Source organism: Methylobacterium terrae (genome assembly GCF_003173755.1).
Classification (GTDB): Bacteria; Pseudomonadota; Alphaproteobacteria; order Rhizobiales; family Beijerinckiaceae; genus Methylobacterium; species Methylobacterium terrae.
Genome location: NZ_CP029553.1, coordinates 550,603 through 575,943 on the forward strand (window position 1 = coordinate 550,603; position 25,341 = coordinate 575,943).

At 72.1% G+C, this 25,341-nt stretch carries 25 protein-coding genes; 17 read left to right on the plus strand and 8 right to left on the minus strand.

All coding sequences use genetic code 11. The features are described from left to right. From DK419_RS02440 to DK419_RS29000, 4 genes are all read left to right on the plus strand, one after another. Positions 1–1,299 carry a four-carbon acid sugar kinase family protein gene (locus DK419_RS02440; protein WP_109957690.1) on the plus strand — a complete coding sequence of 433 codons (1,299 nt, stop codon included), beginning with the start codon at positions 1–3 and terminating at the stop codon, positions 1,297–1,299. Then, positions 1,296–2,294, plus strand: a complete 999-nt coding sequence (gene pdxA, locus DK419_RS02445) for a 4-hydroxythreonine-4-phosphate dehydrogenase PdxA (protein WP_109957691.1) — start codon at positions 1,296–1,298, stop codon at positions 2,292–2,294. Before DK419_RS02440 ends, pdxA begins: the two co-directional genes overlap by 4 nt. 5 nt (positions 2,295–2,299) lie before the next feature. Next, entirely contained in the window at positions 2,300–3,085 is a 786-nt protein-coding gene (locus DK419_RS02450) for a DeoR/GlpR family DNA-binding transcription regulator (RefSeq protein WP_109957692.1), read from the plus strand. A gap of 253 nt (positions 3,086–3,338) precedes the next feature. Further along, positions 3,339–3,482 (plus strand): hypothetical protein, encoded by a 144-nt coding sequence (locus tag DK419_RS29000; RefSeq protein ID WP_167450821.1) that lies wholly within the window; start codon positions 3,339–3,341, stop codon positions 3,480–3,482. A gap of 216 nt (positions 3,483–3,698) precedes the next feature. Here the strand turns inward: DK419_RS29000 and DK419_RS02455 are convergent, their stop codons facing one another. Continuing rightward, entirely contained in the window at positions 3,699–4,943 is a 1,245-nt protein-coding gene (locus DK419_RS02455; RefSeq protein ID WP_109957693.1) for a metal-dependent hydrolase family protein, read from the minus strand. A 130-nt stretch (positions 4,944–5,073) separates the two neighbouring features. Here DK419_RS02455 and DK419_RS02460 point away from each other — a divergent pair, with 130 nt between their 5' ends. The 7 genes from DK419_RS02460 to DK419_RS02490 all read left to right on the plus strand — a co-directional run bounded on the left by DK419_RS02460 (position 5,074) and on the right by DK419_RS02490 (position 12,602). Then, entirely contained in the window at positions 5,074–5,763 is a 690-nt protein-coding gene (locus DK419_RS02460; protein ID WP_245442802.1) for a TetR/AcrR family transcriptional regulator, read from the plus strand. Positions 5,764–5,887: 124 nt separating this feature from the next. Next, positions 5,888–6,751 carry an ABC transporter permease gene (locus DK419_RS02465; RefSeq protein WP_109962080.1) on the plus strand — a complete coding sequence of 288 codons (864 nt, stop codon included), beginning with the start codon at positions 5,888–5,890 and terminating at the stop codon, positions 6,749–6,751. After that, positions 6,751–7,839 carry an ABC transporter ATP-binding protein gene (locus tag DK419_RS02470; RefSeq protein WP_109957694.1) on the plus strand — a complete coding sequence of 363 codons (1,089 nt, stop codon included), beginning with the start codon at positions 6,751–6,753 and terminating at the stop codon, positions 7,837–7,839. The genes DK419_RS02465 and DK419_RS02470 overlap by 1 nt, the downstream gene beginning before the upstream one ends. Beyond that, positions 7,836–8,864: an extracellular solute-binding protein gene (locus DK419_RS02475; protein WP_208642269.1), complete on the plus strand. Its 1,029-nt coding sequence runs from the start codon at positions 7,836–7,838 to the stop codon at positions 8,862–8,864. The genes DK419_RS02470 and DK419_RS02475 overlap by 4 nt, the downstream gene beginning before the upstream one ends. A gap of 233 nt (positions 8,865–9,097) precedes the next feature. Beyond that, positions 9,098–9,925 (plus strand): ABC transporter permease, encoded by an 828-nt coding sequence (locus DK419_RS02480; protein WP_109957695.1) that lies wholly within the window; start codon positions 9,098–9,100, stop codon positions 9,923–9,925. Positions 9,926–9,951: 26 nt separating this feature from the next. After that, positions 9,952–11,574, plus strand: coding sequence for an amidohydrolase family protein (locus tag DK419_RS02485; RefSeq protein WP_109957696.1), 1,623 nt, complete (start codon positions 9,952–9,954; stop codon positions 11,572–11,574). Next, entirely contained in the window at positions 11,571–12,602 is a 1,032-nt protein-coding gene (locus DK419_RS02490; RefSeq protein ID WP_109957697.1) for a CobW family GTP-binding protein, read from the plus strand. Before DK419_RS02485 ends, DK419_RS02490 begins: the two co-directional genes overlap by 4 nt. Before the next feature lie 19 nt (positions 12,603–12,621). On the opposite strand, the gene DK419_RS02495 is transcribed toward DK419_RS02490, so the two are convergent. From DK419_RS02495 to DK419_RS02505, 3 genes are read right to left on the minus strand one after another with little or no spacing between them, the layout of a single operon-like run. Beyond that, a complete protein-coding gene (locus tag DK419_RS02495) occupies positions 12,622–13,200 on the minus strand; it encodes a YceI family protein (RefSeq protein ID WP_109957698.1) in 579 nt (192 codons plus the stop codon). Next, positions 13,197–13,802 carry a cytochrome b gene (locus tag DK419_RS02500; protein WP_109957699.1) on the minus strand — a complete coding sequence of 202 codons (606 nt, stop codon included), beginning with the start codon at positions 13,800–13,802 and terminating at the stop codon, positions 13,197–13,199. The genes DK419_RS02495 and DK419_RS02500 overlap by 4 nt, the downstream gene beginning before the upstream one ends. Before the next feature lie 25 nt (positions 13,803–13,827). After that, on the minus strand, positions 13,828–14,484 hold the full coding sequence (locus tag DK419_RS02505) for a YceI family protein (RefSeq protein ID WP_109962082.1): 657 nt from the start codon (positions 14,482–14,484) through the stop codon (positions 13,828–13,830). 84 nt (positions 14,485–14,568) lie between these two features. Here DK419_RS02505 and DK419_RS02510 point away from each other — a divergent pair, with 84 nt between their 5' ends. Both DK419_RS02510 and DK419_RS02515 read left to right on the plus strand, forming a co-directional pair. Beyond that, positions 14,569–15,522: a LysR family transcriptional regulator gene (locus tag DK419_RS02510; protein WP_109957700.1), complete on the plus strand. Its 954-nt coding sequence runs from the start codon at positions 14,569–14,571 to the stop codon at positions 15,520–15,522. A 201-nt stretch (positions 15,523–15,723) separates the two neighbouring features. Next, positions 15,724–16,695, plus strand: coding sequence for a PfkB family carbohydrate kinase (locus tag DK419_RS02515; protein WP_109957701.1), 972 nt, complete (start codon positions 15,724–15,726; stop codon positions 16,693–16,695). Between the two features lie 97 nt (positions 16,696–16,792). On the opposite strand, the gene DK419_RS02520 is transcribed toward DK419_RS02515, so the two are convergent. After that, positions 16,793–18,073 (minus strand): MFS transporter, encoded by a 1,281-nt coding sequence (locus DK419_RS02520; RefSeq protein ID WP_245442804.1) that lies wholly within the window; start codon positions 18,071–18,073, stop codon positions 16,793–16,795. Positions 18,074–18,294: 221 nt separating this feature from the next. On the opposite strand from DK419_RS02520, the gene DK419_RS02525 reads away from it, so the two are divergent. From DK419_RS02525 to DK419_RS02540, 4 genes are all read left to right on the plus strand, one after another. After that, on the plus strand, positions 18,295–18,537 hold the full coding sequence (locus tag DK419_RS02525; protein ID WP_208642270.1) for a hypothetical protein: 243 nt from the start codon (positions 18,295–18,297) through the stop codon (positions 18,535–18,537). Further along, on the plus strand, positions 18,534–19,604 hold the full coding sequence (locus DK419_RS02530; protein WP_109957703.1) for a single-stranded-DNA-specific exonuclease RecJ family protein: 1,071 nt from the start codon (positions 18,534–18,536) through the stop codon (positions 19,602–19,604). The genes DK419_RS02525 and DK419_RS02530 overlap by 4 nt, the downstream gene beginning before the upstream one ends. Positions 19,605–19,838: 234 nt before the next feature. After that, positions 19,839–20,345, plus strand: a complete 507-nt coding sequence (locus tag DK419_RS02535) for a DNA polymerase ligase N-terminal domain-containing protein (RefSeq protein WP_109957704.1) — start codon at positions 19,839–19,841, stop codon at positions 20,343–20,345. A gap of 172 nt (positions 20,346–20,517) precedes the next feature. Beyond that, entirely contained in the window at positions 20,518–21,150 is a 633-nt protein-coding gene (locus DK419_RS02540) for a DsbA family oxidoreductase (RefSeq protein ID WP_109957705.1), read from the plus strand. Positions 21,151–21,194: 44 nt separating this feature from the next. Here DK419_RS02540 and DK419_RS02545 read toward each other — a convergent pair whose 3' ends face one another. The 3 genes from DK419_RS02545 to DK419_RS02555 are packed head-to-tail and all read right to left on the minus strand — an operon-like array spanning position 21,195 to position 25,329. After that, positions 21,195–23,693 carry a DUF6531 domain-containing protein gene (locus DK419_RS02545; protein ID WP_109957706.1) on the minus strand — a complete coding sequence of 833 codons (2,499 nt, stop codon included), beginning with the start codon at positions 23,691–23,693 and terminating at the stop codon, positions 21,195–21,197. A 51-nt stretch (positions 23,694–23,744) separates the two neighbouring features. Then, positions 23,745–24,188 carry a PAAR-like domain-containing protein gene (locus DK419_RS02550; protein ID WP_109957707.1) on the minus strand — a complete coding sequence of 148 codons (444 nt, stop codon included), beginning with the start codon at positions 24,186–24,188 and terminating at the stop codon, positions 23,745–23,747. A gap of 1 nt (position 24,189) precedes the next feature. Then, positions 24,190–25,329 carry a DUF2169 family type VI secretion system accessory protein gene (locus DK419_RS02555; protein WP_162561122.1) on the minus strand — a complete coding sequence of 380 codons (1,140 nt, stop codon included), beginning with the start codon at positions 25,327–25,329 and terminating at the stop codon, positions 24,190–24,192. Between the last annotated feature and the right edge of the window lie 12 nt (positions 25,330–25,341).

Here is a 25,341-nt window from a genome sequence, read left to right on the forward strand (position 1 = left end):
ATGGCGCGCCGCTGGCTCATCCTCGCCGACGACCTCACGGGTGCGGCCGACTGCGCCATCGCCTTCGCCCGGCGCGGCCGCTCGGCGGTCGTGCAGTGGGGCGAGGCGGGCCGCGAGGCGCAGGAGGACGTCGTCTCCCACGACGCCGATAGCCGCCAGCTCGGGCCCGAGGCCGCCGCTTCGCGCCACGCCGCCCTGACTGAGCGCCTGCACCGGCCGGGCGCCGGGATGTTCAAGAAGATCGACTCGACCTTGCGCGGGCAGCCGGCGGCGGAACTCGCCGCGACGCTCGACGGGGTGCGCCGGCGGACCGGCCGGGCGTTCGGGGTCCTGGCGCCGGCCTTCCCGGCGACCGGACGCACCACGAAGGGCGGGCGGATCCTGGTCGCGGGCCGGCCGCTGGAGGAGACCGAGCTCTGGCGGCGCGACCACACCTACCCGACCGGCGCGCTCCCCGCGATGCTGGACGGGGCCGGCCTCGCGAGCACGGTGATCGACCTCGCGACCGTGCGGGCCGGCGGCGACGCCCTGCGCGACGCCCTCGCGGCCGCCGCGCGGGACCAATCGGTCGCGGTGCTCGACGCGGACGAGGACGACGACCTCGCGCGCGTCGCCGCCGCCGGCCTCGCGGCGGCGGCGCGGGAGGGCCTGGACGAGAGCCTGGTCTGGATCGGCAGCGCCGGCCTCGCCCACGCCCTGGCGGCGGCCGAGGACGCGCCGCCCGCCCCGGCCCGCACGGTCGCGAGCGGCCCGGGCGGCACGCTCGTGGTGGTGGGGAGCCTCGCGGCGGTCTCCCGCGCCGCATCCCGCAGGCTGGCGGCCGAGGCGCGGATGCGCCACGTCCCGGTGGCACCCGAGTGGCTGCTCGCGGCGAGCGAGGAGGAGCGGACGCGCTGGCGCGACGCCGTCACCGCGCGCCTCGCCGTCGGGGACGACGTCCTGGTCGAGGTCTCCATGGGCAACGTCTCCACGGGCAACATCTCCGGGGGCGAGGCGCCGGACCTGCGCCTCGGATCGCGCCTCGCGGACGCCCTCGGCGCGCTGCTTTGCCCCACCGCCCGCCATCTCGGCGGGCTGGTGGCGACCGGCGGCGAGACCGCGGCGGCTCTGCTCGCCCATTTCGGGGTCGACGGCCTGGCGCTGATCGACGAGATCGAGCCGGGCGTGTCGCTCGGCCTCACGCGGGGCCGCATCGCCGTGCCGATCGTCACCAAGGCCGGCGCCTTCGGCACCGAGGATACGCTCTCGCGCGCCGTGCACCATCTCCGGGCCATCAGACACGAAGGGTCTCCGACATGAGCCGACCGACCGTCGCGATCACCATGGGCGATGCCTCCGGCATCGGGCCCGAGATCATCATGAAGGCGCTCGCCCGGCCCGACATCGCGGCGCTCTGCCGGCCCGTGGTCGTCGGCGACGCGGAGCGCCTGCGCGAGGCGGGCCGCATCGTCGGGACGGACCTGACCGTGCGGGCGGTTGCCTCGCCCGGCGAGGCGGGCGACGCCCCGGGCGCGATCGCGTGCGTCGATCTCGGGCTGATCCCGCCGGGGCACCCGTTCGGCCGGGTCTCGCCGGTCTCCGGCGAGGCGGCGTTCCGCTACATCGAGCGCGCCGTGAGGATCGTCCAGGCCGGCGAGGCCGCCGCGATCTGCACCGCACCCTTGAGCAAGGAGGCGCTCCACGCCGCCGGCCACAAGTATCCGGGCCATACCGAGCTGCTCGCCGCGCTCACCGGCACGCCGGAGGTCTCGATGATGCTGGTCTCGCCCAAGCTCCGGGTGATCCACGTCACGACGCATGTCGGGCTGATCGACGCCATCGCGCGGATCGAGCCGGGCCTGGTCGAGCGGGTGATCGCGCGCGGGCACGACACCCTGGTCAAGGCCGGGATCGCGAACCCGCGGATCGGCGTCTGCGCGATCAACCCGCATGCCGGCGAGAACGGCCTGTTCGGCCGCGGCGAGGAGGCCGAGAAGATCACGCCGGCGGTCGAGGCCTGCCGCGCCAGGGGCTGGCGGGTCGAGGGACCGCTTCCCGCCGACACGCTGTTCTTCCTGGCGGGCCGGGGCGACTACGACATCGTGGTGGCGATGTACCACGACCAGGGCCACGGCCCGATCAAGGTGCTGGGGCTGGAGGCGGGCGTGAACATCACCGTCGGCCTGCCGGTGATCCGCACCTCGGTCGATCACGGCACCGCCTTCGACATCGCCGGCACGGGCATCGCCGACGAGGGCTCGCTGGTCGAGGCCCTGCGCCAGGCCGTCGACCTCGCTCCGCGCCGGGCGGTCTGAGCCCCGTGACGCGGGGTCGGCACCGTCACCCGCTGCTCCTGGAAGCGCTCCGGGCCGGCGAGGTCGTGGTCGAGGAACTGGCGGAGCGCTTCGGCGTCTCCGCCTCGACGATCCGGCGCGACCTGCAGCACCTGGCGGGGGAGAAGACGATCCGGCGCACCTATGGCGGCGCGGTGATCGCCCATCCCTTGGCCCATTCCTTGGCCCATCCCTTGCCCGAGACGAGCCTGAAGGAGCGCGAGGCGCAGGCCCGGCCCGAGAAGGCCGCCATCGCCCGGGCCGCCTTGAGCCTCCTCGCCGAGGACGACATCCTGGTCCTCGACGGCGGCTCGACGGTGGCGGCCTTCGGGGCCGGGCTGATGGGGCGCCGCCACGCGATCATCACCAACAACCTGCCGCTGGTCGGCGTGCTCGCCGGCGCGGCCGGCCTCACGCTCACGGTGCTCGGCGGCGCGGTGCGCGCCGGCAGCATGAGCACGCTCGGCCCGCTGGCCGAGGCCGCCCTGCGCCGGCTCACCGCCGACAAGGCGGTGGTGAGCGGCGACGGCTTCGTCGCCGGCCGCGGCCTGTGCGAGGCGGCGATCGAGCAGGTCTCCCTCAAGTCGCTGATGATGGAGCAGGCGGGCGAGGTGGTGGTGCTGATGGATTCGTCCAAGCTCGGCCGCGCGACGCAAGGGGCCTGGGCGCCGCTGCCGCGGCGCTGGACCCTGGTGACCGATGCCGGCGCGACGCAGGCGCAATGCGCGGAGGCCGAGGAGGCCGGGGCGCGGGTGGTGCGGGCGGGGTCCTGATCCCGGTCGCCGTCGCAGGCGCGGACACGACGGGCCCGGGGCGCCGCCCGCCCGCGCGCGCGATGCCCGGCCAAGATTACCTACGTATGTCATGATCTAACATGCCAAGTCTTTGCTGCGCATGTCGTTCTCATGTTTCTATTATTTTCTGATTGTAACGGTATTGGAGTATATCTGGACAGTCCTTAGGTCATCAAACATTCTTTAAATACGGCAGTCACGTGAGATCTGCCGCCACACAGAGAACGGCATCATGAAGAAGCTCGACGCCAAGTCCCTCGGCTCCGTCGCCGGCGGCTGCTGCAAGCCGGCCTGCCCGCCGCCCTGCCCGCCGCCGGCCCCGGCCTGCCCGCCCCCGGCCCATACCTGCGGCAGCGTCAAGTCCGGCTGCTGCTGATCCGGCCGGACGTGCCGGCGACGGGACCGCACGCGGCCATCGCCGGATGACCCTCCGGTGCCTCCTCTCCCCGGTGGATTTCGAGTGTGCCCGGAATCCGCGAGCGCTGGACGAAGCCGGGCAAGCCCGGCTTCTTTCGGGGGAGAGGAGGCATCCCGCGCGCCGGCCCGTCCCCGGCCGGCCTGCCGGCAGGGCGCTGCCAGGACGCGCGACAGGTCAGGCCGCCAGCTCGTCCTTGACGAAGCGCCCGTCGATCATGATCGCCCGCATGTGCCGGCCCTGGCCGGTCAGCAGCGAGAGGTCGGAGAGCGGATCGCCGTCGACGACGATCAGGTCGGCGAAGGCGCCCGGCGCCACCACGCCGGCCTTGCCCTCCAGGCGCACGACCTTGGCGGCGTTGACCGTGGCCGAGCGGATCACCTCGATCGCCGGCAGGCAGCGGCCGCGGATCACGAACTCCTCCGACTGGTGGCGGTGCATCTCGCCGAGGAGGTCGGTGCCATAGGCCATCATCACGCCCGCGTCGCGCAGGGTCTCGAGGGCGGAGAGCCCCGCCTCGCGCACGTCCTCGATCTTGGCGACAGAGGCCGGCGGCAGGCCCAGGGAGGCCCCCTCGCGCGCGAGCGCGTCGAAGGTGACGTTGGTCGGCACCACGTAGGCGCCCTTGTCGCGGATCAGCCGCGCGGTCTCGGGCCGCACCAGGTTGCCGTGCTCGACCGAGATCACCCCGTTCTCCACCGCCCGGCGGATCGCCTCGTCGGTGTAGAGGTGGGCGGCGACGTAGGTCTGGGCGTTGTTCGCCTCCTCGACGATCGCCCGCAATTCGTCCACCGAGTAGCCGAGGAACGCGATCGGGTCGGTCGGCGAGGACACGCCGCCGTTGGCCATGATCTTGATGAAGTCGGCCCCGGCCTTGATCTCCTCGCGCGCCACGCGGCGCACGGCGTCGATCCCGTCGCAGACCCGCCCCATCGCCCCGAGCTTCGTGCCGTAATGGCTCACGTCGCGGGAATGATAGCGGCCGCGATAGTCGGTGTGGCCGCCGGTCTGCGACAGGGCCTTGCCGCAGATCACGAGGCGCGGGCCGTCGATCAGCCCTTCCTTCACCGCCATCACCAGGCCGTGGTCGGCGCCGCCGAGGTCGCGCACGGTGGTGAAGCCGCGCATCAGCATCCCGCGCATGATCTTTGCGGTGCGCAGGGCCACCAGGGAATCCGGCAGGTCGGCGTTGGCGCCGAGGTCGGGGATCGTCGCGATGACGTGGACGTGGCAGTCGATCAGGCCCGGCATCAGCGTGCGCCCGGCGAGGTCGATGACGCGGGCCGACGAGGCGGTCAGCGGCCGGTCCGACACCTCCCGGATCGTGCCGCCCTCGACCAGCACGTCGCGGCCCTCGAGCGCGGCGTCGTGGGTTCCGTCGAGGATCGTGGCGTTGCGGAACAGGACGAGGTTGGCGCTCATGCGGGCGGTCCCTTCTTCGTGCGGTGCGGCCCGGGGGATGAGGGCGCGCGGGAGCGGACGGCACACTGGACAGAGCGAAAAAAACAGGCAAGCTTGTTTTTTTATCGGGCGCTCGCGATCGGGAGGAGCGGTGACTCAGACCGGACGGCAGCCGCAGGCTGGACGGCAGCCGCAGGCTGGACGGCAGCCGCAGGCGCGCAGCCTCGCGACGCGCGAGCGGGTGGTGCGCGCGACGATCGACGAGATCTACGCGGTGGGCTACCACGCGGCCACGACGCAGGCGATCGCCGAGCGTGCGCAGGTCTCGCGCGGGGCGCTGCTGCACCATTTCCCGACCCGGGCCGACCTGGTGCGCGCGGCACTCGAGACCCTGCTCGACGACGGCACCGCCGAGATCCGGTCGGTGTCGCGGAACGTGCGGACGGGGGCGCTGCCGCTCGCCGACTTCGTCGAGTTCCTGTGGCCGCTGTTCTCGGGCCGGTTCTTCCACCTCTCGATGGAGCTGATCAACGAGGCCCGCACCGATGCGGAGCTGCGAGAGTCCCTGATCCCGGTGGTGCAGCGCTTCCACGCCGCCCTCGACGCGATCTGGGCCGAGTTCTGCGATGCCGACGCACGGCCGCCCCGGGAAGCGAGGATCATCCTCAACCTCACCGTCAACCTGATGCGCGGCATGGGCGTGCAGACCGTGCTGCGTCCCGACCCGGATTACTACCGCGACCTGATCGAGGCCTGGAAGACGGTGCTGCCGCAATTGATCGCCGGCCCTGCGGGCGACGCCGCCTTCGCAGGATCCCGCTTCCGCGAGGTGCGGGCGTGAGCGTCGCCCGGCCCTGGCATCCGTCTTGCCATCACGGCAACACCTGTCTTGCCAGCAAGCCCGGTACCTGTCTTACAAACAGGTCAGCTGTCCTGCAGCCGTCCGAGCCGAATCCGTGAACCGCATGAGCGCCGCCTCCCTCTCCCCCGCCTCGGCGGCCCCGGCCGCGGCCGGTCCCGGCCCGTCGGTCCGGCTCGGTCGCCTCGCCGTCCTGGCGGCCGTCATCCTCGCCTACGCGATCGTGTTCGCGCCGATCGTGATGGTGATCGTGACCTCGGTCTTCGACCAGGAGATCGTCAGCTTCCCGCCGGACGGGCTGACGCTGCGCTGGTACGTCAATGCCTGGGCGCAGCGCGACTTCGCCCGCGGCTTCCTCACCTCGCTCCAGATCGCGCTCGCGGCGACCGCGATCGGCGTGCCGCTCGGCACCGCCGCGGCTTTGGCGCTGGTGCGGGCGAACATCCCGGGCCGCGGGGCGATCAGCACCTTCCTGCTGGCGCCGCTGGCGGTGCCGGCGATCGTCGCGGGCTCGGCCCTCTACATGTTCTATCTCCGGGCCGAGGACTGGCTCGACATGGACATCAAGGCGACTCTGGGCGGCCTCGTCGCCGCCAACGTGCTGATCACGATCCCCTGGACCGTGCGCCTCGTCACCGCGAGCCTCGCCGGGCTCGACCGCTCGGCGGAGGAGGCGGCGGCCAATCTCGGCGCGCGGCCGTTCACGGTGTTCACCCGCATCACCCTGCCGATGCTGCGGCCCGGCATCGTCGCGGCGGCCCTGTTCTCCTTCGTGGCGAGCTTCGAGAACCTCGAGCTCAACCTCCTCCTCGTCGGCCCGGGGCGCACCACGCTGCCCGTCGCCATGCTGAGCTACCTGGAATTCCGAATGGACCCGACCCTGGCCGCCGTCGCGACCGCGCAGATCCTGATGGTGACGATCCTGATGCTGGTCACCGACCGCTTCGTGAAGCTGTCGCGGATCGTCTGATGGGCACGCTCCTCCTCGACGGCGTCACCAAGCGCTACGGCGAGGCGACCGCGGTCGCCGGCGTCGACCTCGACATCCGCCAGGGCGAGCTGGTCGCCCTGCTCGGCCCCTCCGGCTGCGGCAAGACCACGACGCTGCGCATGGTCGCGGGCTTCATCGAGCCGACCGCCGGCCGCGTCGTCATCGGCGGGCGCGACGTGACGCGGCTGCCACCGCACGCCCGCGACACCGGGATGGTGTTCCAGTCCTACGCGCTGTTTCCCCACATGAGCGTCGCCGACAATGTCGGCTTCGGTCTCGAGATGCGGAAGGTGGGGCGCGCCGAGCGCGACCGGCGCATCGCCGAGGCCCTGCGGCTGGTGCGCCTCGACGCGCTCGCCGACCGGCTGCCGCGCCAGCTCTCGGGCGGGCAGCAGCAGCGCGTCGCGCTCGCCCGGGCGCTGGTGGTGAGCCCGGCGGTGTTCCTCCTCGACGAGCCGCTGTCGAACCTCGACGCGAAGCTGCGCTCCGAGGTGGGCCTGGAGATCCGCGAGCTGCAGAAGCGGCTCGGCCTCACGACCCTGATGGTCACCCACGACCAGGACGAGGCGCTCGCCATGGCCGACCGGCTGGTGGTGATGGAGCACGGCCGCGTGCTGCAGGTCGGCAGCGCCGAGGACCTCTACGAGCGCCCGGCCAACACCTTCGTCGCCGGCTTCGTCGGGCGCTGCAACCTCCTCGACGGCGCGCGCGAGGGGCCCAATGTGTTCCGGCTCGCGAGCGGCGCCGCCGTGCCCTGCGCCCCCGACGCGGGCGCGGCGAGCGGCCTGCTGGCGATCCGGCCCGAACGGGTCGAGGTCGCGCCCGATCCCGCCGGCACCGGCCGGCTCAGGGCCGTGACCTATCTCGGCGCGCGCACGGAATACCACCTGGAGCTGGCCGGCGAGGCGATCGTCGCGGTGAGCCCGACGCCGCTCCCCGACGATCCCCGCCGCCGCCTGACCGCCGGCGATCCCGTCCGCATCACCTGGACCCCCGACGCGGCCCGCGTCATCCCCGCACCCGACGCGGCCCGCGTCACCTCCGCAGCAGAGAGCCCCGCCCGATGATCGTCACCCGTCGCACCCTGATGGCCGGCAGCGCCGCCCTCGGCCTCGCCGGCACGCTTCCCGCCCGCGCCCAGTCCGCCTCGATCGTCGTCGGCACCTGGGGCGGCGATTACGGCGCGCTCTTGCAGCAGAACATCGACGTCCCGCTGATGAAGCCGCAGGGCATCGAGGTGTCGCAGGACATCGCCAACCAGGACCCGCGCCGCACCAAGCTGATCGCCGAGCGCACCAGCCGCCGCGCCAGCATGGACGTCGCCTGCATCAACGACATCGACAGCTACATGCTGAGCCAGCTCGGCGTGCTGGAGACCGTGCCGGGCGCCGAGGTGCCGCGGCTGTCGCAGGTGATCGACGTCTTCAAGAAGCCGCACTCGATCCCGCACATCTACTCGGCGCTGGTCGTGCTCTACAACCCGAGCAAGGTCACGACCCCGCCGACCCGCTACAGTGACATCTTCGACCCCAAGTACAAGGGCCGGGTCGGCTTCTCGGACATCCTCTGGAACTTCAACATGGCCGGCGCCAATATCGGGGCAGGCGGCACGTCGACCGACTTCACCAAGGGCAAGGCCGCCCTGATGGACCTGAAGAAGCTCCAGCCGAAGGTCTATCCCTCGAACGAGACGCTCGCCGCGGCGCTGAAGTCAGAGGAGGTGTGGATCTCGATGATGTGGCTCGCCCGCGGCTTCATGTGGAAGCAGGCCGGCATCCCGGTCGAGATGGCGATCCCCGAGGAGGGTGCGCTGCCGATCCTGTTCGAGGCCGGCGTGCCGAAGAACTCGCGCGCCAAGGACGGCGCCTTCAAGTACCTCAACGCCATGCTCGACCCGCAGGCGCAGGTCGCCTTCGCGCAGAAGATGGGCTACGTGCCGACGGTCAAGGACGCCAAGCTGCCGGCTGATCTGGCCAAGCAGATCAGCCTGACGGAAGCCCAGCAGGCCAAGCTCCGCCCGCTCGACTACGCGACGATGCAGGAGCAGCAGGCGGCGTTCAACGACTTCTGGAACAAGGAATTCAAGGGATAGGCGGTCGGATCGGCCGCGTGACGTCGCGGGCACTGCGCGTCATCCCATCCGCGACCTCATCCTGAGGTGTCGGTCGATCAGGGATCGACTGACCTCGAAGGCGGGCTCCAGTGATCTCGGCGACGTCTGGAGCCCTCCTTCGAGGCTCGCTTCGCTCGCACCTCAGGATGAGGTCGCGAGGGGGCTGAGCCGAAGACTCAGCCGAGCAGCTTCCAAGATCGAGACCTCCGCCCGTGTTCGCCCTCTTCCTGCCGGCCTTCCTCGTCGTCGCCGCGCTGCTGGTCGGCCCGATGGTGCTGCTCGCGCGCATCTCGCTCAACCAGTACAGCGCGACGCAGCTGATGATCGAGGCGACGACGGCGCAGAACTACCTCAACGCCGTCGCCGACCCGTATTACCGCGGCGTGATGGGCACGACGCTCCTCATGGCCTTCATCTGCACGGCGCTGACCCTGGCGCTCGGGTTCCCGGCGGCCTACCGGCTCGCCCGGATGGAGAGCCGCTGGAAGAGCCTCGTCACCGTCCTGACCCTGATCCCGCTCCTCGTCGGCAACGTCGTGCGGGCGGCGGGGTGGCTCGGGCTCCTCGGCAATGACGGGCTGATCAACGCCTCCTTGCGGGGCCTCGGCGTGATCGCGCAGCCGCTGCCGCTGATCTACACGCCCGGCGCGGTCGCGGTCGGCACGATCGCGGTGGTGCTGCCCTACATGATCCTGACCCTGTCCTCGGTGATCGAGAGCATCCCGCGGGCGGTGGAGGAAGCGGCGGCCAATCTCGGTGCTGGCGCCTTCACGGTGTTCCGCCGGGTGGTGTGGCCGCTCGCCCTGCCCGGCACGGTGGCGGGCTGCGTCCTCGTCTTCATCCTGTGCATGAACACCTACGCGACCGCGGTGCTGCTCGGCGGCTCGCAGTTCAAGATGATGGCGCCCGCCGTCTACGACCAGTTCTCGAAGAGCACGAACTGGCCGTTCGGCGCGGCTTTGGCCTTCATCCTGCTCGGCGCGACCCTGGTGCTGACGGTGCTCGGCACCGCGCTTCTCGGTCGCCGCTACGCCCGCTAGAGCTAACAAGAACACGGGAGGACACCATGAGCGACGCCACGAGCACTGGGACGATCCCGGCCGGCAACGAGCTCGCCGCCGAGCGGGCCAAGGCCGGTCAGCCGCCCCTGGTCCCCTCGACCTCCCGCGACCGCGGGATCGGGCCGCACAAGCGCCTGGTGCTGCGAGCCGCCACCGTCATCGACGGCACCGGCGCGCCGCCGATCGGCCCGACCGACATCGTGGTCGAGAACGGCCGCATCGTGCAGTTGAAGAAGGTCGCGGGCAACCTCGCGACCAACGCCAACCGGCCGGCGCCGGGCGACCACGAGATCGACTGCCGCGGCAAGTGGGTGACCCCCGGCTTCGTCGATTGCCACGCCCATGCCGGCGTCGCGTACCACGCCGCCAACGGCTGGGTGCCGCCGGTCGAGTACGTCTACAAGCTCTGGCTCGCCCACGGCGTGACGACGGTGCGCGAGATGGGCTCGTTCAACGGGCTCGACTGGATGCTCGACCAGAAGCGGCGCTCCGAGGCCAACGAGATCGCGGCGCCGCGGCTCCTGGCCTACAGCTACTTCCCGGCCGTCAACGACATGCTGAAGCTGATCCACACGCCGGACGAAGGGCGGGCGTGGTTGCGCAAACTGAAGGAGCGCGGCGCCGACGGGGTGAAGTTCTTCGGCGCGCCGCCCGCCATCATGGAGGCGGCCCTCGACGAGTGCGCGAAGCTCGGGCTGAAGTCGGGTTGCCACCACGCCCAGATGGCGGTGACGCGGATGAACGCGCTCACCACCGCCGGCTGGGGCCTGACCAGCGCCGAGCACTATTACGGCCTGCCCGAGGCTTTGTTCGAGGACCGGGTGGTGCAGAACTTCCCGCTCGATTACGACTACAACGACGAGTATTTCCGCTTCTCGGTCTCCGGCCAGATGTTCCGCCAGGGTGCCGAGCCCGGCTCCGCCAAGTGGAACGAGACCCTGGAGCGGTTCCTGGCGCTCGGCTTCACCTTCGTGCCGACCTTCACGATCTACGACGCCAACCGCGACCTGATGCGGGCGCGCCAGGCCGACTGGCACAAGGAATACACCTGGAAGTCGATGTGGGACTACTTCACGCCGCAGCGCGGCGGCCACGGCTCGTACTGGTATCGCTGGTCGACCCAGAACGAGATCGAGTGGAAGGAGAACTACCGGCTCTGGATGGCGTTCATCAACGAGTACAAGAACCGCGGCGGCCGGGTCTGCGCCGGATCGGATTCGGGCTTCATCTACCAGATCTTCGGGTTCGGCTACATCCGCGAGCTGGAACTGTTGCAGGAGGCCGGCTTCCACCCGCTCGAAGTCGTGCGCGCCGCGACCTCGCAGGGTGCGGCCCTGTGCGGGCTCGAGGACGAGATCGGCACGGTCGAGGTCGGCAAGCGCGCCGACCTGCTCGTCCACGACCACAACCCGCTCACCGACTTCAAGCTGCTCTACGGCACGGGCGCCTTGCGCCTCGACGAGGCGACGAACGGCGCCACCTGGCACCGGGGCCTGAAGTACACGATCAAGGACGGGGTGATCTACGACACCGCCGAACTGCTCGCCGACGTGCGCGAACTCGTGAAAGCGACCTGGGACGAGGCGGTACCGGCGAAATACGCCGCGCCTGATCAGGCGGCGCCGTGACCGACATCCTCGACTTCGTCGTCCTCACCGGCTTCCTCGGCTCGGGGAAGACGACGCTCCTGCGCGACTACCTCGGCCGCCCGGAGGCCGCCGACACCGCGGTCATCGTCAACGAGGCCGGCGAGATCGGCCTCGACGGGCTGATCCTGCGCGAGACCGCGGGTGACGTCCCGATGACGATGCTGGCGAATGGCTGCGTCTGTTGCCAGATGACGAGCGACCTCGCCCGCACCGTCGAGGCGCTGCTCGCCGCCGAGCGGCCGGAGGCCTCGGGCCCGCTGCGACGGATCGTGCTGGAGACGAGCGGCCTGTCGAAGCCCGGCCCGGTCCTGCGCCAGCTCGCGAGCCTCGCCGGCTTGCCCATGCGGGTCTCGGTCGTCGCCACCTACGACGCGCTGCGCGGACCGGAGGCGACCGCCTTCGAGGAGGCCGCGGCGCAATGGGCCGCGGCGCATCGCATCGTCCTGACCAAGCTCGACGCCGGCCCGCCGGAGCGCCGCGACGCGGCCCGGGCCGAGATCGCGGGGCTGAACCCGCTCGCCGGGATCGTCGCCGATCCCGACCGCGGGGCCGCCGTGGCGGCGGCCTTCGCGCCGCTCGCCGGGGCCGGTCCCGATCCGGCGCTGCTGGTACCGGAGACCGGCGGCGCGCATCCCCGCGTCGCGGTCTGGCTCGCGCGGCCGGTCGTTCCGCTGGCCTACGACGACCTCGCCGCCTGGCTCGACAACCTCGCCGGCCGCCTCGGCGAGCGGCTCCTGCGCCTCAAGGGGCTGGTGCGGGTCGCCGAGGCGGAGCGCCCGCTCCTGGTCGAGAGCGTCGGCACGCTGTTCTCGCGCCCGCGGCCCTTCGGCCGGCCCGGCGAGGATGGAGCGGCGTTCGTGGTGGTGATCGCCCGCGACCTGGCGCCGGGGGAGCTGGAGGGCGTCGCGCCCGCCGGCCTGTTCCGGCTCGCGCCCCGGGTCGCGGCCGACCCGTTCGCCCGGCCCGCGCCCGCCGGGGTGCCGCGGGCGGAGGCCGTGGGCCCTTAAGGGCCCGCTCGGCCCAGCCTCAGCCGCCCGACTTGGCGCTCGCCGTCACGTCGATATCCACCCCGACCTGCAGGGCGACCATCGAGTCGTTGGCCCAGGAGCCCTGGCCGACGCCGTAATCGGTGCGCACGAGGTCGAGATGCCCCACCGCGTGGGCGGTGCCGCTCGAGACCGTGAGCGTGAACGGCAGGGTCACGTCCTTGCGCATGCCGCGGATCGTCAGCGTGCCGACCGCGTCGTAGGCATCGCCCCCCTTCGCGACGAAGCGGGTCGCCTCGAAGCGGGCCTGCTTGTCCTTGCTGGTGTTGAACCAGTCGGATTGCGGCAGGGCCTCGTCGCGCTGCTTGTCGCCGGTCTCGGCGCTGGTGAGGTCGATCAGTACCACCGCCTTGCCGGCCTCGGGCTTGGCCGGGTCGAAGCTGATCTGCGCGTCGTAGCGGGTGAAGCGGCCCTTGAACGGCGCGCCGACCTGGGTGCCCGAGAAGCCGATGCGGCTCTTCGTCGGATCGACCGTCCAGTCGGCGGCCTGCGCGGCGAGCGGGGCGGCGAACAGGCCCAGGGCGGGCGCGAGGACGAGGGCGAGGCGAAAGGGTGTCATCGCGAGGGAACCTCGGGTTTCGAGCCGGGACGCGGCACCAGGGGGAGCATCCGCCACAGGGTGTCGTCGCGCAGCACGAGGTGGTGGCGCAGGGCCGCGCCGACATGCAGGAGGAGAAGGGCGATCAGGAGCCAGGCGCCGTAGCTGTGGACGAGCTTCAGCACGCCCTCGACCGCCGCCTTGTTCGGCAATTCGGGCAGGACCGGCAGGTGCGGCCACGGGATCACCCCGTAGAGCACCGTCGGAATGTTGTAGGGCGAGGCCGAGACCATCGCCCAGCCGACGAGCGGCATGGCGACGAGCAGGCCGTAGAGCGCGAGATGCGCCGCGCCCGCCGCCCGCCGCTCGGCCCTCGGCATCGCCTCGGGCAGCGGCGGGGGCGTGTGGAACAGGCGCCAGAGGACGCGAAGGCCCATCAGCACCAGCACCGTGAGGCCGACGGATTTGTGCCACTGGTAGAACGCGAAGCGGTCCATCGGCGGGAGCGAGCCCCGCGTCATCGCGAGGCCCAGGGCCAGCAGGACCAGGATACCGAGGGCGATCAGCCAGTGCAGCACGATCGCGACGAGGGTGTAGCGACGGGGCGTCGCGACCGTGCGCATGAGGATCGACCCTTCGGCTTTCGACTTACTGGTCCTTGCGCTCGAAGGCGCCGTTGAGGGTCAGGTGGACCTCGTCGCTGATCGCCGGCACGAAGGTCTTCACGCCGAAGTCGGAACGCTTGATCGTGCCCTTGGCCTCGAAGCCGACCGTGACCTTCTTGTTCATCGGGTTGGCGCCGGCGCCGACCAGGGTCACGTCGAGGGTCACGGGCTTCGTCACGCCGTGCAGGGTCAGGTCGCCGGTGACCTTGGCCTTGTCCTTGCCCTCGGGCGTCACCTTCGTGGAGGTGAAGGTCATCTCCGGAAACTGGGCGGCGTCGAGCCACTTGTCGCTCTTCAGCGAGTCGACGAGGTGCTGGCTCGGCGCGTAGAGCGACTTGATCGGCACGGTGACCTTCAGGCGGCTCTCGGCGGGCTTGGCCGGCTGCAGTTCCAGGGTGCCGGACACGTCTGAGAAGATGCCCGTATACGGCGAGAAGCCGAAGTGGTTGACCGTGAACACCGCCTGGGTGTGGTTCGGGTCGACCACGTAGGTGCCCGCCTGGATCTGGGCGGGGTCGCGGGTCGCGGCCCCTTGAGCCCCGGCGGGGGCGGCGAGGGCGAGACCGGCGGCGAGGCCGAGGGCGAGGACGGACAGCTTCACGAGAACACTCCGTGTCGTCGGGGCCGGGCGGGCCTGCATCCAGGTCTTCCGCACCGCGCCGATCGTGCGGCGCTCGGATTAAGCCGGTTCCGTCCCGGGCGTAAGACAGCTAAACCGGGACACATGGTTGCTGGTTCGGAAACCTTCCGGGGTGCCCTCTCCGACGTGAGGGCCTTTTGTGCCGTCGTCGATCACGGAACCGTGACCCAGGCGGCGGAAGTTCTCGGGGAAACCAAGGGCAGCATCAGCCGCCGCGTCTCGCGGCTGGAGCAGGAACTCGGCGTCACCCTGCTCGCCCGCACGCCGCGGGCGGTCTCCCCGACGGTCGAGGGCCTGGCCTTCCACGCCAAGGCGCAGGAGAGCCTCGCCCTCCTCGACGGCGCGCTGGAGACGGCGCGGGACGCCCGCACCCTGCCGCGGGGCCACCTGCGGGTCACCACCTCGATCGATTTCGGCATCGAGGTGATGCCCGACCTCGTCGCGGGGTTCCGGGCGCGCTACCCGCAGGTCACGATCGATCTTCTGATCACCGACACGCGGCTCGACCTGGCCGCCAACCGCATCGACCTGGCGCTGCGCCTCGGCAGCGGCGAGGGGCAGGACGGCGGCTACCGGGCGCCGGTGCTGGCGAGCCTGGTGATCGGCCTCTACGCCGCGCCGTCCTACCTCGCGGGACGCGGGCCGCCCGCGACCCTCGACGACCTCGCGAGCCACGACCTGATCCTGTCGCGGGAGCGCCTGGGCGCCGCGCCGGTGCGGCTCTCGGACGGCGAGGGCCGCGAGGGCCACGTCGCCGCCCGGCCGGCGATCCGCGCCACCGACTACGCCACGGTGCTGCGGCTGACCCGGGCCGGTGCCGGCATCGGCCACATCCCGAGCCTGGTGGCGGCCCGCGCCCTGAAGGAGGGCGCGCTCGTGCCGGTGCTGCCGGACTGGGCGAGCCGCGGCGGCGTCCTGCGGGCGGTCAGCCTCGCGGGCCGCGAGCTGCCGGCCCGGGTGCGGCTGTTTCGCGACCACGTCCGCCTCGGCCTCGCGGCGATGCGCGAGGAGGCGGGCCGGGACACGGGCACCGGGTGAAGGTTCATACGATTTTCGACCGGTTACACGTAGCGCAGCGCGCAGGTTGGTCGCAGGGCGGCCCGTGGCCGGGCGCGGCCTCCGCTGGCGGCGCGAGGGAACCGCGATAGGTCTCGTCGGATGAGCGCGAGGCCCCCAGTCCGGGCGGGCGGGGAGCGGATGCCGGCGCGCCCGATCGCGAACCGCCCGAGGAGGACCCCGATGATCCTGGTCTGCGGCGAGGCCCTGATCGACCTGTTCGTGGAGACCGGCTTCGCGGAGACGGGGCGCCCGGCCTCCGAGCGCGGCGGGCTGCCGGCGCTCGCGGTGGCGGGGGGCTCGCCGTTCAACCTCGCGGTCGGGCTGTCACGGCTCGGGGCGGGGAGCGGCTTCCTCGGCGGCCTGTCCGGCGACGCCTTCGGCCGGATGCTGGCCGACCGGCTGGCGGCGGAGGGCGTCGACCTCGCCTACGCCCGGACGAGCGCCCGGCCGACCCCGCTCGCGATCGTCGCGACGGGGCCCGACGGCCACCCCGCCTACACCTTCCACGCGGAATCCTGCGCCCATGCCGATCTCGGTGTCGGCGACCTGCCGGCGAGCCTGCCCGACGCGGTGCGGGGGATCGCCCTCGGCTCGGTCTCGCTGGTGGCGGAGCCGGTCGGCACGGCCTACGCGGCGCTCGCCGCCCGCGAGGCGCGGCGGCGGGTGATCAGCCTCGATCCCAACCTGCGCCTCGGCCTGATCCCCGATCTCGGGCGCTGGCACGCGCGGTTCGACGGGCTCGTCGCCTGCGCCGACATCGTCAAGCTCTCCGACGAGGACCTGCGGGCGGCCTACGGGGCGGGGGCCGGCGAGGCCGCGCTCGCCGCCCGCTGGCTCTCGGCCGGGGCGGCGCTGGTCGTCGTCACCGCCGGTCCGGACGGGGCGCGGGCCCACCATGCCGGCGGGACGGTCGCGGTCCCGGGCCGCGCGGTCGCGGTGATCGACACGGTCGGGGCCGGCGACAGCTTCCACGCCGCGCTGCTGGCGCGCCTCGACCGGGACGGCCGGCTCGCGCGCGAGACCCTGCTGCGCCTCGATGCCGAGGCCATCGGCGACGTCCTGTCCGAGGCGGTCGCCGCCGCGAGCCTCACCTGCACCCGCCGCGGCGCCGACCTGCCGACCCGCGACGCCCTGCGGTCGGCCTTGCGCTGAGGGCGCGACGCCGCCGAACGGATCCGTCCGGCGGCGCGGTATCGTGCCGTCCGGACGCCACCGTCCGGACGGCTCCCCACTCCGCCGGCGCGGCCTCTCACTCCGCCGGCGCCGCCTTGGCGGCCGCCGCGCTCTCCAGGTCCCGGCTGACCTTCAGGGTCATCGCCACGATGCCGCCCGCCAGCGTGGTGGCGCCGAGGACCAGGAGGCCGGCCGTGAAGGTGCCGGTCATGTCCTTGAGGTAGCCCATGACGTAGGGACCGGCGAAGCCCGACAGGTTGCCGATCGAGTTGATCGCCGCGATGCCGGCGGCGGCCGAGCTGCCGGTCAGGAAGGCGCTCGGGATCGGCCACAGGAGCGGCGGCGTCGCCGACACGCCGATCTGGCTCAGGCAGAGCAGCCCGAGCACCAGCACCGGGCTCTCGACCAGGCCCGCGCCCGCGACGCCGACCGCCGCGATGATCATGGCGAAGCAGACGTGCTCCCGGCGCTTGAGCGTGCGGTCGGAGCTGCGGCCCAGCAGCACCATCCCGACCGCGCCGAACACGAAGGGCAGCGCGGAGAGCAGGCCGGTCTGGAAGTTGCTGACCCCGAAGCCCTTGACGATGGTCGGCAGGAAGAACGCGACGCCGTAGCTCGCGGCGTTCAGGCAGAAATACACGAAGGCGCAGGCCAGCACCCGCGGGTCGGACAGCGCCTTGCCGATGCTCAGGTGCTCGACCGCGACCTTCTGCTTGCGCTCGGTCTCGAGGCGCGTCTCCAGCCACGACTTCTCGTCGGCGCCGAGCCACTTCGCCTGGCCCGGCCGGTCGGTGAGATAGAAGACGACGACGAACGCCATCACGATCGACGGGATGGCCTCGAGGATGAACAGCCACTGCCAGCCGTCATGGCCGGCCCCGGTGATGTTCAGGAGGGCACCCGAGACCGGCGCGCCGACGATCGACGAGAACGGGATCGCCAGCATGAACATGGCGACGACCCGGGCACGGTAGACCGACGGGAACCAGAGCGTGAGATAGAAGATGATGCCCGGGAAGAAACCCGCCTCGGCGATGCCGAGCAGGAAGCGCAAGGCGAAGAACACGTACTCGTTCGAGATCCCGGTCGCGCGCGAGATCGGCTGGATGTAGGCGAACAGGGCCGAGATCAGGCCCCAGCTGAACATGATGCGGGCGATCCACAGCCGCGCGCCGAACTTGTCGAGGGCGAGGTTCGACGGCACCTCGAGCAGGAAGTAGGCGATGAAGAACAGGCCGGCGCCGAACCCGTAGGCGGCCTCCGACAGCCCCAGGGCCGCGTTCATCTGCAGCTTGGCGAAGCCGACATTGACCCGGTCGAGGTAAGCAACAAAGTAGCAAAGGACCAGAAACGGCATCAGCCGCCACATGACCTTGCGAATCGTCCTGGTTTCGATCTCTTCCACGGCGAATGTCCTGCCCTAGGGTTATGCTTGTCAGAGCCGCGCTCTGGCGCCTCTCTAGCAGAGACCCGGGCGTCGAGGGGAGTCCGAAGCGGATCCCGGTCGCCCCCTTCCACCTGCGGGCCTTCGCCACGCGGGGCGGGAGAACCGCGGGCGCGTCCGCGGGTTGCCCATCCATGAGCGCGCAGACCCCAACCGACCCGACGATCCAGGCCCGCCGGCGCGAGATCGTCGCCGAGCACCTGCTGTTTGCCACCATCCAGTTCGTCGCCGGGCGGCATCCGGAACTGCTCGACGCCCTCGAGGCCAGCGTCGACCACCTCGGTGACCCGGCCGGTGACGCGACCCGGGACGACGAAGCGGTGCGCGCGATCGCCCGCCGGTTCGTCGCGAGCCTGCGCGCCGAAGCGCGGTCGTGACCTCCGACGCCCCTCCCGGCCTCCGCGAGACCCTGGCGCGGTTCGGACCGGGCACGCCCGTGATCCTGTGCCACGACGATGCCGACGGGCTGTCGGCCGGCGCGATCCTCGCCCGCGCCTTCGCGGGCACGTCGCACGGCCCGGCGCGGGTGCGGGTGATCGGCCGGGGCGAGGGCGCCTGGTCCGACGCGATCCGGGCCGAGCTCGCCGCCGGACCTCCCGTGGCGGGCCTCGTCGTCGCCGATCTCGGGGTGCAGGCCGAGCCGATCCTGCCCGGGCTGCCGACCCTTCTCGTCGATCACCACGTCCCCCGCGGCCGGCCCGCGCCCGAGGTCGCCACGGTGATCTCCGGCGCCGACGAGGCGCCGATCCCGACCTCGAGCCTCCTGGCGCATCGCTGCGCCGCCGCCCTCCTCGGCGAGGCGGGCGCCGATGCGCTCGTCTGGCTCGCGGCGCTCGGGGCGGTCGGCGATCTCGGCGAGCGCGGGGCCGCGGCGCAGTTCCCCGACGCGATGACGCGCGCGCGGCGATTCGGTACCCTGAAGGCGCTGCGCGAGGCCGTGAGCCTCGTCAACGCCCCGCGCCGCGCCAGCCGCGGCGATGCCGCGCCGGCCCTGCGCCTGCTCCTGCGCGCCGACGGCCCGGACGCGGTCCTGTCCGACGCCTCGCCCGACGGCGAGGCGCTGCGCTCCGCCCGCGCCGAGGTGGCGACGGCGCTCGACGCCGCCCGAAAGGGGCCCCCGCTCTTCTCCGGTCCGGTCGCGCTGATCCGCTGCGACTCGCCCTGCCAGATCCACCCCCTCGTTGCCCAGTCCTGGACCCACCGCCTGCGCCGGCAGGTGGTGATCGGCGCCAATGCGGGCTTTCGCGAGGGCTTCGTCCACTTCGCCGTCCGCAGCGCCGCCGTGCCGGACCTGATCGCCTTCCTCGGGGAACGCGCCCCGCCGCTCGGCCCCGACGACCAGTTCGCGCAAGGCCACCGGCGCGCGACGGGCGGGCAGGTGACGCGCGAGACCTGGAACCGCTTCGCCGCCGGGCTCGGCTTCGGGCCCGAGGCAGCTTTGTGAGACCGCCGCGCCTTCGAACGGATCCGTTCGGAGGCGCTGGCTTAAGCCGAACGGGCGTCGGCGCCGATGCGCCGGACGCCTTGGCATCGACACGGAGATACCAAGGCGCGAGGGTATGAGACCGGCATTCGGGTTGCTGCAACCCGGACGCGCAACCACCGGGCCGACCAACCGTTCTGCCCGGACGCGCAGCGCCGCGGATGGCGCCGCCGGACCGGATCGATCGCCGCGCCCATGCCGTCCTTCGTCGTCCAGAAGCACGCCGCCCGCCGGCTCCACTACGACTTCCGGCTCGAGGTCGGCGGCGTGCTGAAGAGCTGGGCTCTGCCCCGCGGCCCGAGCCTGATCGCCGGCGAGAGGCGGCTCGCCATCGAGGTCGAGGACCACCGCCTGGACTACGGCGGCTTCGAGGGCGTGATCCCGTCGGGATCCTACGGCGCGGGCGCCGTGCTCCTGTGGGACCGCGGCACCTGGGAGCCGGACGGAGACCCGGTCGCGGGTCTCGCCTCGGGGTCGCTCCGCTTCCGCCTCCACGGCGCGAAGCTGACCGGCGGCTGGCGCCTCGCGCGCATGCCGCCCCGCGGCCGGCAGATATCCTGGCTCCTCGTCAAGGCGGCCGATGCGGCGGCCCGCCCGCGCGGCGCACCCGACATCCTGGAGGAATGCCCGCTCTCCGTCGCCTCCGGCCGCTCGATCGAGGCGCTGTCGGCGGACACGCCCGGGTCAGGGGGCGCCCCGTGAGGACGAGCGTCGCGAGGGGCGCTCAGGATCGCGTGACGCGGCCCGGTCCCGCGCGGCCTCGGTCCCGGTCGACGGCCGGACCTCGCCGGGCAGGGCTGGCGCTCGGGACCGCGATCGGCCATGCCTCGAACGACCCAAGCGACGGTCACCTTGGACGATCAGGAGCACGCCCATGCCGCTGACGATCTCCGTGTTCTCCGACGTGATCTGCCCGTGGTGCTACGTCGGCAAGCGCCGGCTCGAACGCGCCCTGGACCAGCTCGGCCTGCGCGAGAGCACCGCGATCGCGTGGCTGCCCTTCGAGCTGAACCCCGGCATGCCGGCCGACGGCATGGAGCGCGCGCTCTACCGGGCCCGCAAGTTCGGGCCCGGGCGCGCCGCAGAGCTCGACGCGCAGATGGCCGAGCTCGGGCGGCAGGAAGGCATCGGCTTCGCCTTCGAGACGATGACGCGCACCCCGAGCACGCGGCGCGCCCACATGCTGATCGCGGCGGCGGGGCAGCGGGGACGGGCCGATCCGGTCGTGGACGCCCTGTTCCGCGCCTATTTCGAGGAGGGCCGGGACCTCGGCGATCCCGAAATCCTGCGCCAGGTCGGCATCGCGGCCGGGCTCGAGCGCGACGTCGTCGACGATGCGCTCGGCAACGCGCAGTTGCGGGCTCTCGTCGAGTCCCTGGAGCAGCAGGCCGCCGGCATGCAGGTCACGGGCGTGCCGTTCTTCATCGTCGACCGCGCGTGGGCGGTCTCCGGCGCGCAACCGACCGAGCAGTGGGTGGGGCTGCTTCAAGAACGGCGCGCCGAATGACGGGAGACGGCGTGGCGGCCCGGACGTCGCCCCCGGGATGCTGCTCATGCGACCTGTCCCCTGAAGAATGGGAGGGCGATCATGGTCGGCGAGGACCCGGAACGCGATCGTCGCTCAGAATGGAACCGTCCGGCACAGGATCCGGCCGTCCTCGCGCAGGCCATCCAGTGCGGCCGGGAGATCCTCACGGCCCTTCGACCGAACCGCTCCGGGTTCTTCGGAGACTGTTTGTCTTGGGTCAGGCGGCCAGGGCTTGGTCGCCGACGTGGGCATGATAGCGCCCCCGGCGCGAAGGCCTCCTGGCGCAGCAGCAGCCCGGCCCGGTCGTAGGCGTAGGCGATCCGCGCCCCGTCGGGATGGCGCGTCTCGCTCACCCGGTCGGCCCGGTCGTAGGCGTAGGCCAGGGTCATCCCGTCGAAGTCGGTCTCCTCGATCACCCGCCCGGCGGCGTCGCGCGCGAAGCTCCAGTGCCGGCCGAGCTGGTTCTCGACCCGCACCAGGCGCTCTTCCGCGTCGTAGGAAAAGCGCAAGGATCCGCCCTTGGGATCCTCGATCGCCTCCAGCAGGTCGAACGGGCCGTAGCGGTAGACGGTGCGCCGGCCCTCGCCATCGGTGACGGCGAGGGTGGCCTGGCGAGGCTCGGCCTCGCGCCGGACGGTGACGCCGTCGGGGCGGGTCAGCGCCGTGGGGGTCCAGAAGTCGGCGCCGGGCTGCGCGTCGTAGGCGAAGCGGGTGACGTGGCCGAGGGGATCGGTGCGGGCGACGAGCCGGCCGAAGGCGTCGCGGTCGAACAGGGTGGTGCCGCCGCGATAGTCGACGAGGCGCAAGAGGTTGTTGTGCGCGTCGTAGTCGCGCCGCTCGATCAGGCCGTCGTGGCGCATGATCGCGGTGGCCAGGCCGGCCGCGTCGGTGACGTAGTCGGTGCGGATGCCGAGCGGATCGACCGCCGAGACGAGGTTGCCGCGCCCGTCATAGGTCCAAGTCCAGGTCTGGCCGGCGGGGTCGATCAGGCGTTCGAGGCGGCCGTCCTCGTCGTGCTGGTAGGCGGTGCGACGGCCCTCCGGATCGGTCACAGCGCTCAGGGTGCCGAAGGCGTCGTAGTCGTAAGCCGTGCGGTGGCCCTTAGCGTCGGTCTCGGCCACCACGGCGCCGAACGCGTCCCGCTCGTAGGTGCGGGTCTGACCGAGCCCGTCGGTGTGCGCGACGAAGTTCCCGTCCGCGTCGAACACGGTGCGGGCCGCGCCGGTGAGGCGCGCATAGGCCAGCGTCGTCGCCCGGGCCTCGGGCTCGTAGGCGAGGGTGTGGTCGAACGCACCGCCCGGGGTGGTGACGGCGATCACGCGGTCCTGTCCGTCATAGGCGTAGGCGACCCGGGTCGCGACGCCGCCGTCGTAGGCGGCGAATCGGCCTGCCGCGTCGTAGGCGTAGCGGAACGAGCGGGCGTAGGTGTTGCGAACCTCGACCAGGTTGCCGTGCGCGTCGTAGGCGTAGCGGCTGATCGGCCGGGTCTCGCCCCCGGGCGCGCGCAGGGTCACGCCGGTGCGCCGCCCGGCCTCGTCGTTCTCGAACAGCAGCGCGAACCCGTCCGACCGGTCGAGACGATGGAGCAGGCCGGTCTCGTCGCGCACGAGGCGCGCGGCATTGTCGTTGAGGTCGCGGATCTCGGCGAGGCGCCACACACCGTCCGGATAACGGCGGAAGAGGCGGGTCACGCCGTGCTCGCGCGCCGTGAAGGTCGCGTCCGGGCCGGCCGCGAGGGTGATCGCGGGATGGTGGGTGTTGACGCTGACCTCGCCGATGGTGGGTGCGGGGCGGGCATAGTCGGCGGTGACGCCGGACGCCATGACGAAGAGCAGGCTGCCGTCCGGCTGCGCCGACAGGGTCTCGTCGAAGCTGCCGATGCGGTTGCGCCCGAGCGGCCCGTCGTGGTCGAGGTCCGAGGCGTAAGCGCGCGACAGGTCGAGCGGAAGGGCGCCGTGCAGCAGGAAATCGACGTCGAAGGTGACCTTGGTCCCGTCGCTCAGCACCACCGGGCGGCGGCTGCACGCCTTGCACGCCTTCCGGCCCCGTCCGAGCCGCCGCAGGATCCGCTCGCCGCCCTTCAGGAGCCGCGCCCCGCGCTCGTAGGGCAGGTTCTCGGCCAAGACCTCGCCGCCGGTCTGCGCGGTCGGCCGGTCCTCGGCATCGACCTGATTGACGGCCTCGTTCACCTCCTGGTTGAAGCGGTACCGCTCCGCGATGGAGTCGCCCTCGCCCTTGCCGAGGAGGGCGTCAGCTCCGGCGGATAACTTGTCGGCATAGCCGAAGGTGGCGGTGTTCGCGGCACTGCGCATGAAGGCGTCGGCGTGGCCGAGCCACCCCATGCCGGTCCGGTTCTTGCGCACCTCGCTCAGGATGCGCTCGCGCCTCTGCTCGTTCGTCTCGGACGGCGCCGACGGCGCGGCCGAGGCGCCGACGACCATTCTGCCGCCGGCATTGGCGGGCTGGGTGGACTCGTTCGGCTGGCCGCCCTCGCGGCCGCGGGTGGTGTTCGGGCCGCTCACGCGTCTGTCTCTGCGAGCGCTGTTGGACGCGGACGATGGAACGCCATCGGCTTACGCCCCCGCATCCGAGCCAGGCTTCGAGACCCAGGCCGACGGGATCTCGACGGAGCGCATCGTGCGCTGCGGCTCGGTCGGGCCGAGGTCGGGATGGTTGATCCAGCACGGGTCTCCGTCCCGCACCACCGCATGGCCGTGCGAGAACACGGTCGAACTCGCCGTCCTGACGTGCGAGTACTTCTTGTAACCCGGCACCACGACACCCTTGCCGGTCCCCGGCTCGTGGCCGGTGATGCGCACGGCGCGCGTGTTGAGCTGGAAGTCCTTGAGCGCGTTGTTGCGTACGTCCGGGGAGACGCGTTCCGACCCGTCGAGATCGACGACACAGGAATAGGCCACCGGCACCATGCCGCCGCCCATCGGCGTCCAGCACACGTCCGGGCCGGTCGTGACCATCAGGTTGCTGCCCTCGCGGCGGCCGGAAACCGGCTTGCTCATCTCAGCTCCTCTTCTCCGTTTCGGTCGACGGCGGCGCCATGAGTTCCGCGAGGTCGGCGAGCAGGAAGGTCAAGCCTTCGACCTCCCGATGATCGAAGATCGTCCGCCAGCTCAGGTGCGCGCGGTGCCGACGAGGATCAGGGTCGGCGACATCGAGGTAGAGGGTGTCGAGTTCGATCGGCGCCGCGTGTGCCCGTCCTCCGGCCCGCGTGACCTCGAGGACGATCGCGTGACCCGGCAGCCGGATCACCCGCTCCCCGTCCTCTCCGCCGAACCCGAACAACCGTACGGTCTCGTCCCCGATCAGCAGGTCGGGATAGACGAGGTCCGGATGCGCGCTGTTGTGGTAGGCGAAGTCGTAGTCGGCCGGCCAGTTCGGCCAGACATGCGCCCGCCAGTGCGCGTCGTAGGTGCCCCCGAGCGGCCGGCGCGGCAGCCAGGCCGGCGGGATCGGCCCGAACCCGGCCGGGGCATAAAGGTGGTGCGGCTCCCGGATCGGCGCGTCCGCCGCCTCGATCCGCGGCGCGGACACGGGCGCTTCGATCGGCGTCAGCGCGGGGTCGATCCAGCCGCAGCCGAGCGGGTTGCGCTCGTCGGCCTCCAGAAAGGCTTCGTCCGACCCCTCCTGCGGGCGCGCCAGCAGCCCGCCAGAGGCGAGCTCGTAGCGGATCGGCACCTCGCTCGCCGGCTCCGGCTCGCTCAAGCGCCAGCCGCCGAACACCCGCCGCCGCTCGGCCGCGCTCATCGTGGCGCGTGCCCGCTCCGACACGCCCCAGACCGGCTCCCACACCCGCGGGCCGGTCACCCGCAGGCGGCGCTCCAGCACGTGCTCGCCCTCGACCCGCACGCCGCAGGTCCAGGACGGCCGGGCGAGGCCGCCGGGCACGCGCGCCACCGCGTTCAGGATGACGTCGGCCCGCGGCTTCTTCGGCACGATGTCGGAGGGCACGCGCAGGGACGAGGTGTTGAGGGCGCCGTGATAGGTGTCGGTGAGCACCAGCGGCTCCTGCTCGTCGGCGACGACGAGGCGGCCGTCCGCGGTGATGTCGTAGGTGCCCTTGACCAGAAGCACCCCGAACTCCCGGCCCTCGTTGTCGGTGTTGAAGAAGCGCAGGTTCGGGAACGGGCTGAGGTTCAGCATCTCCATCGTCCG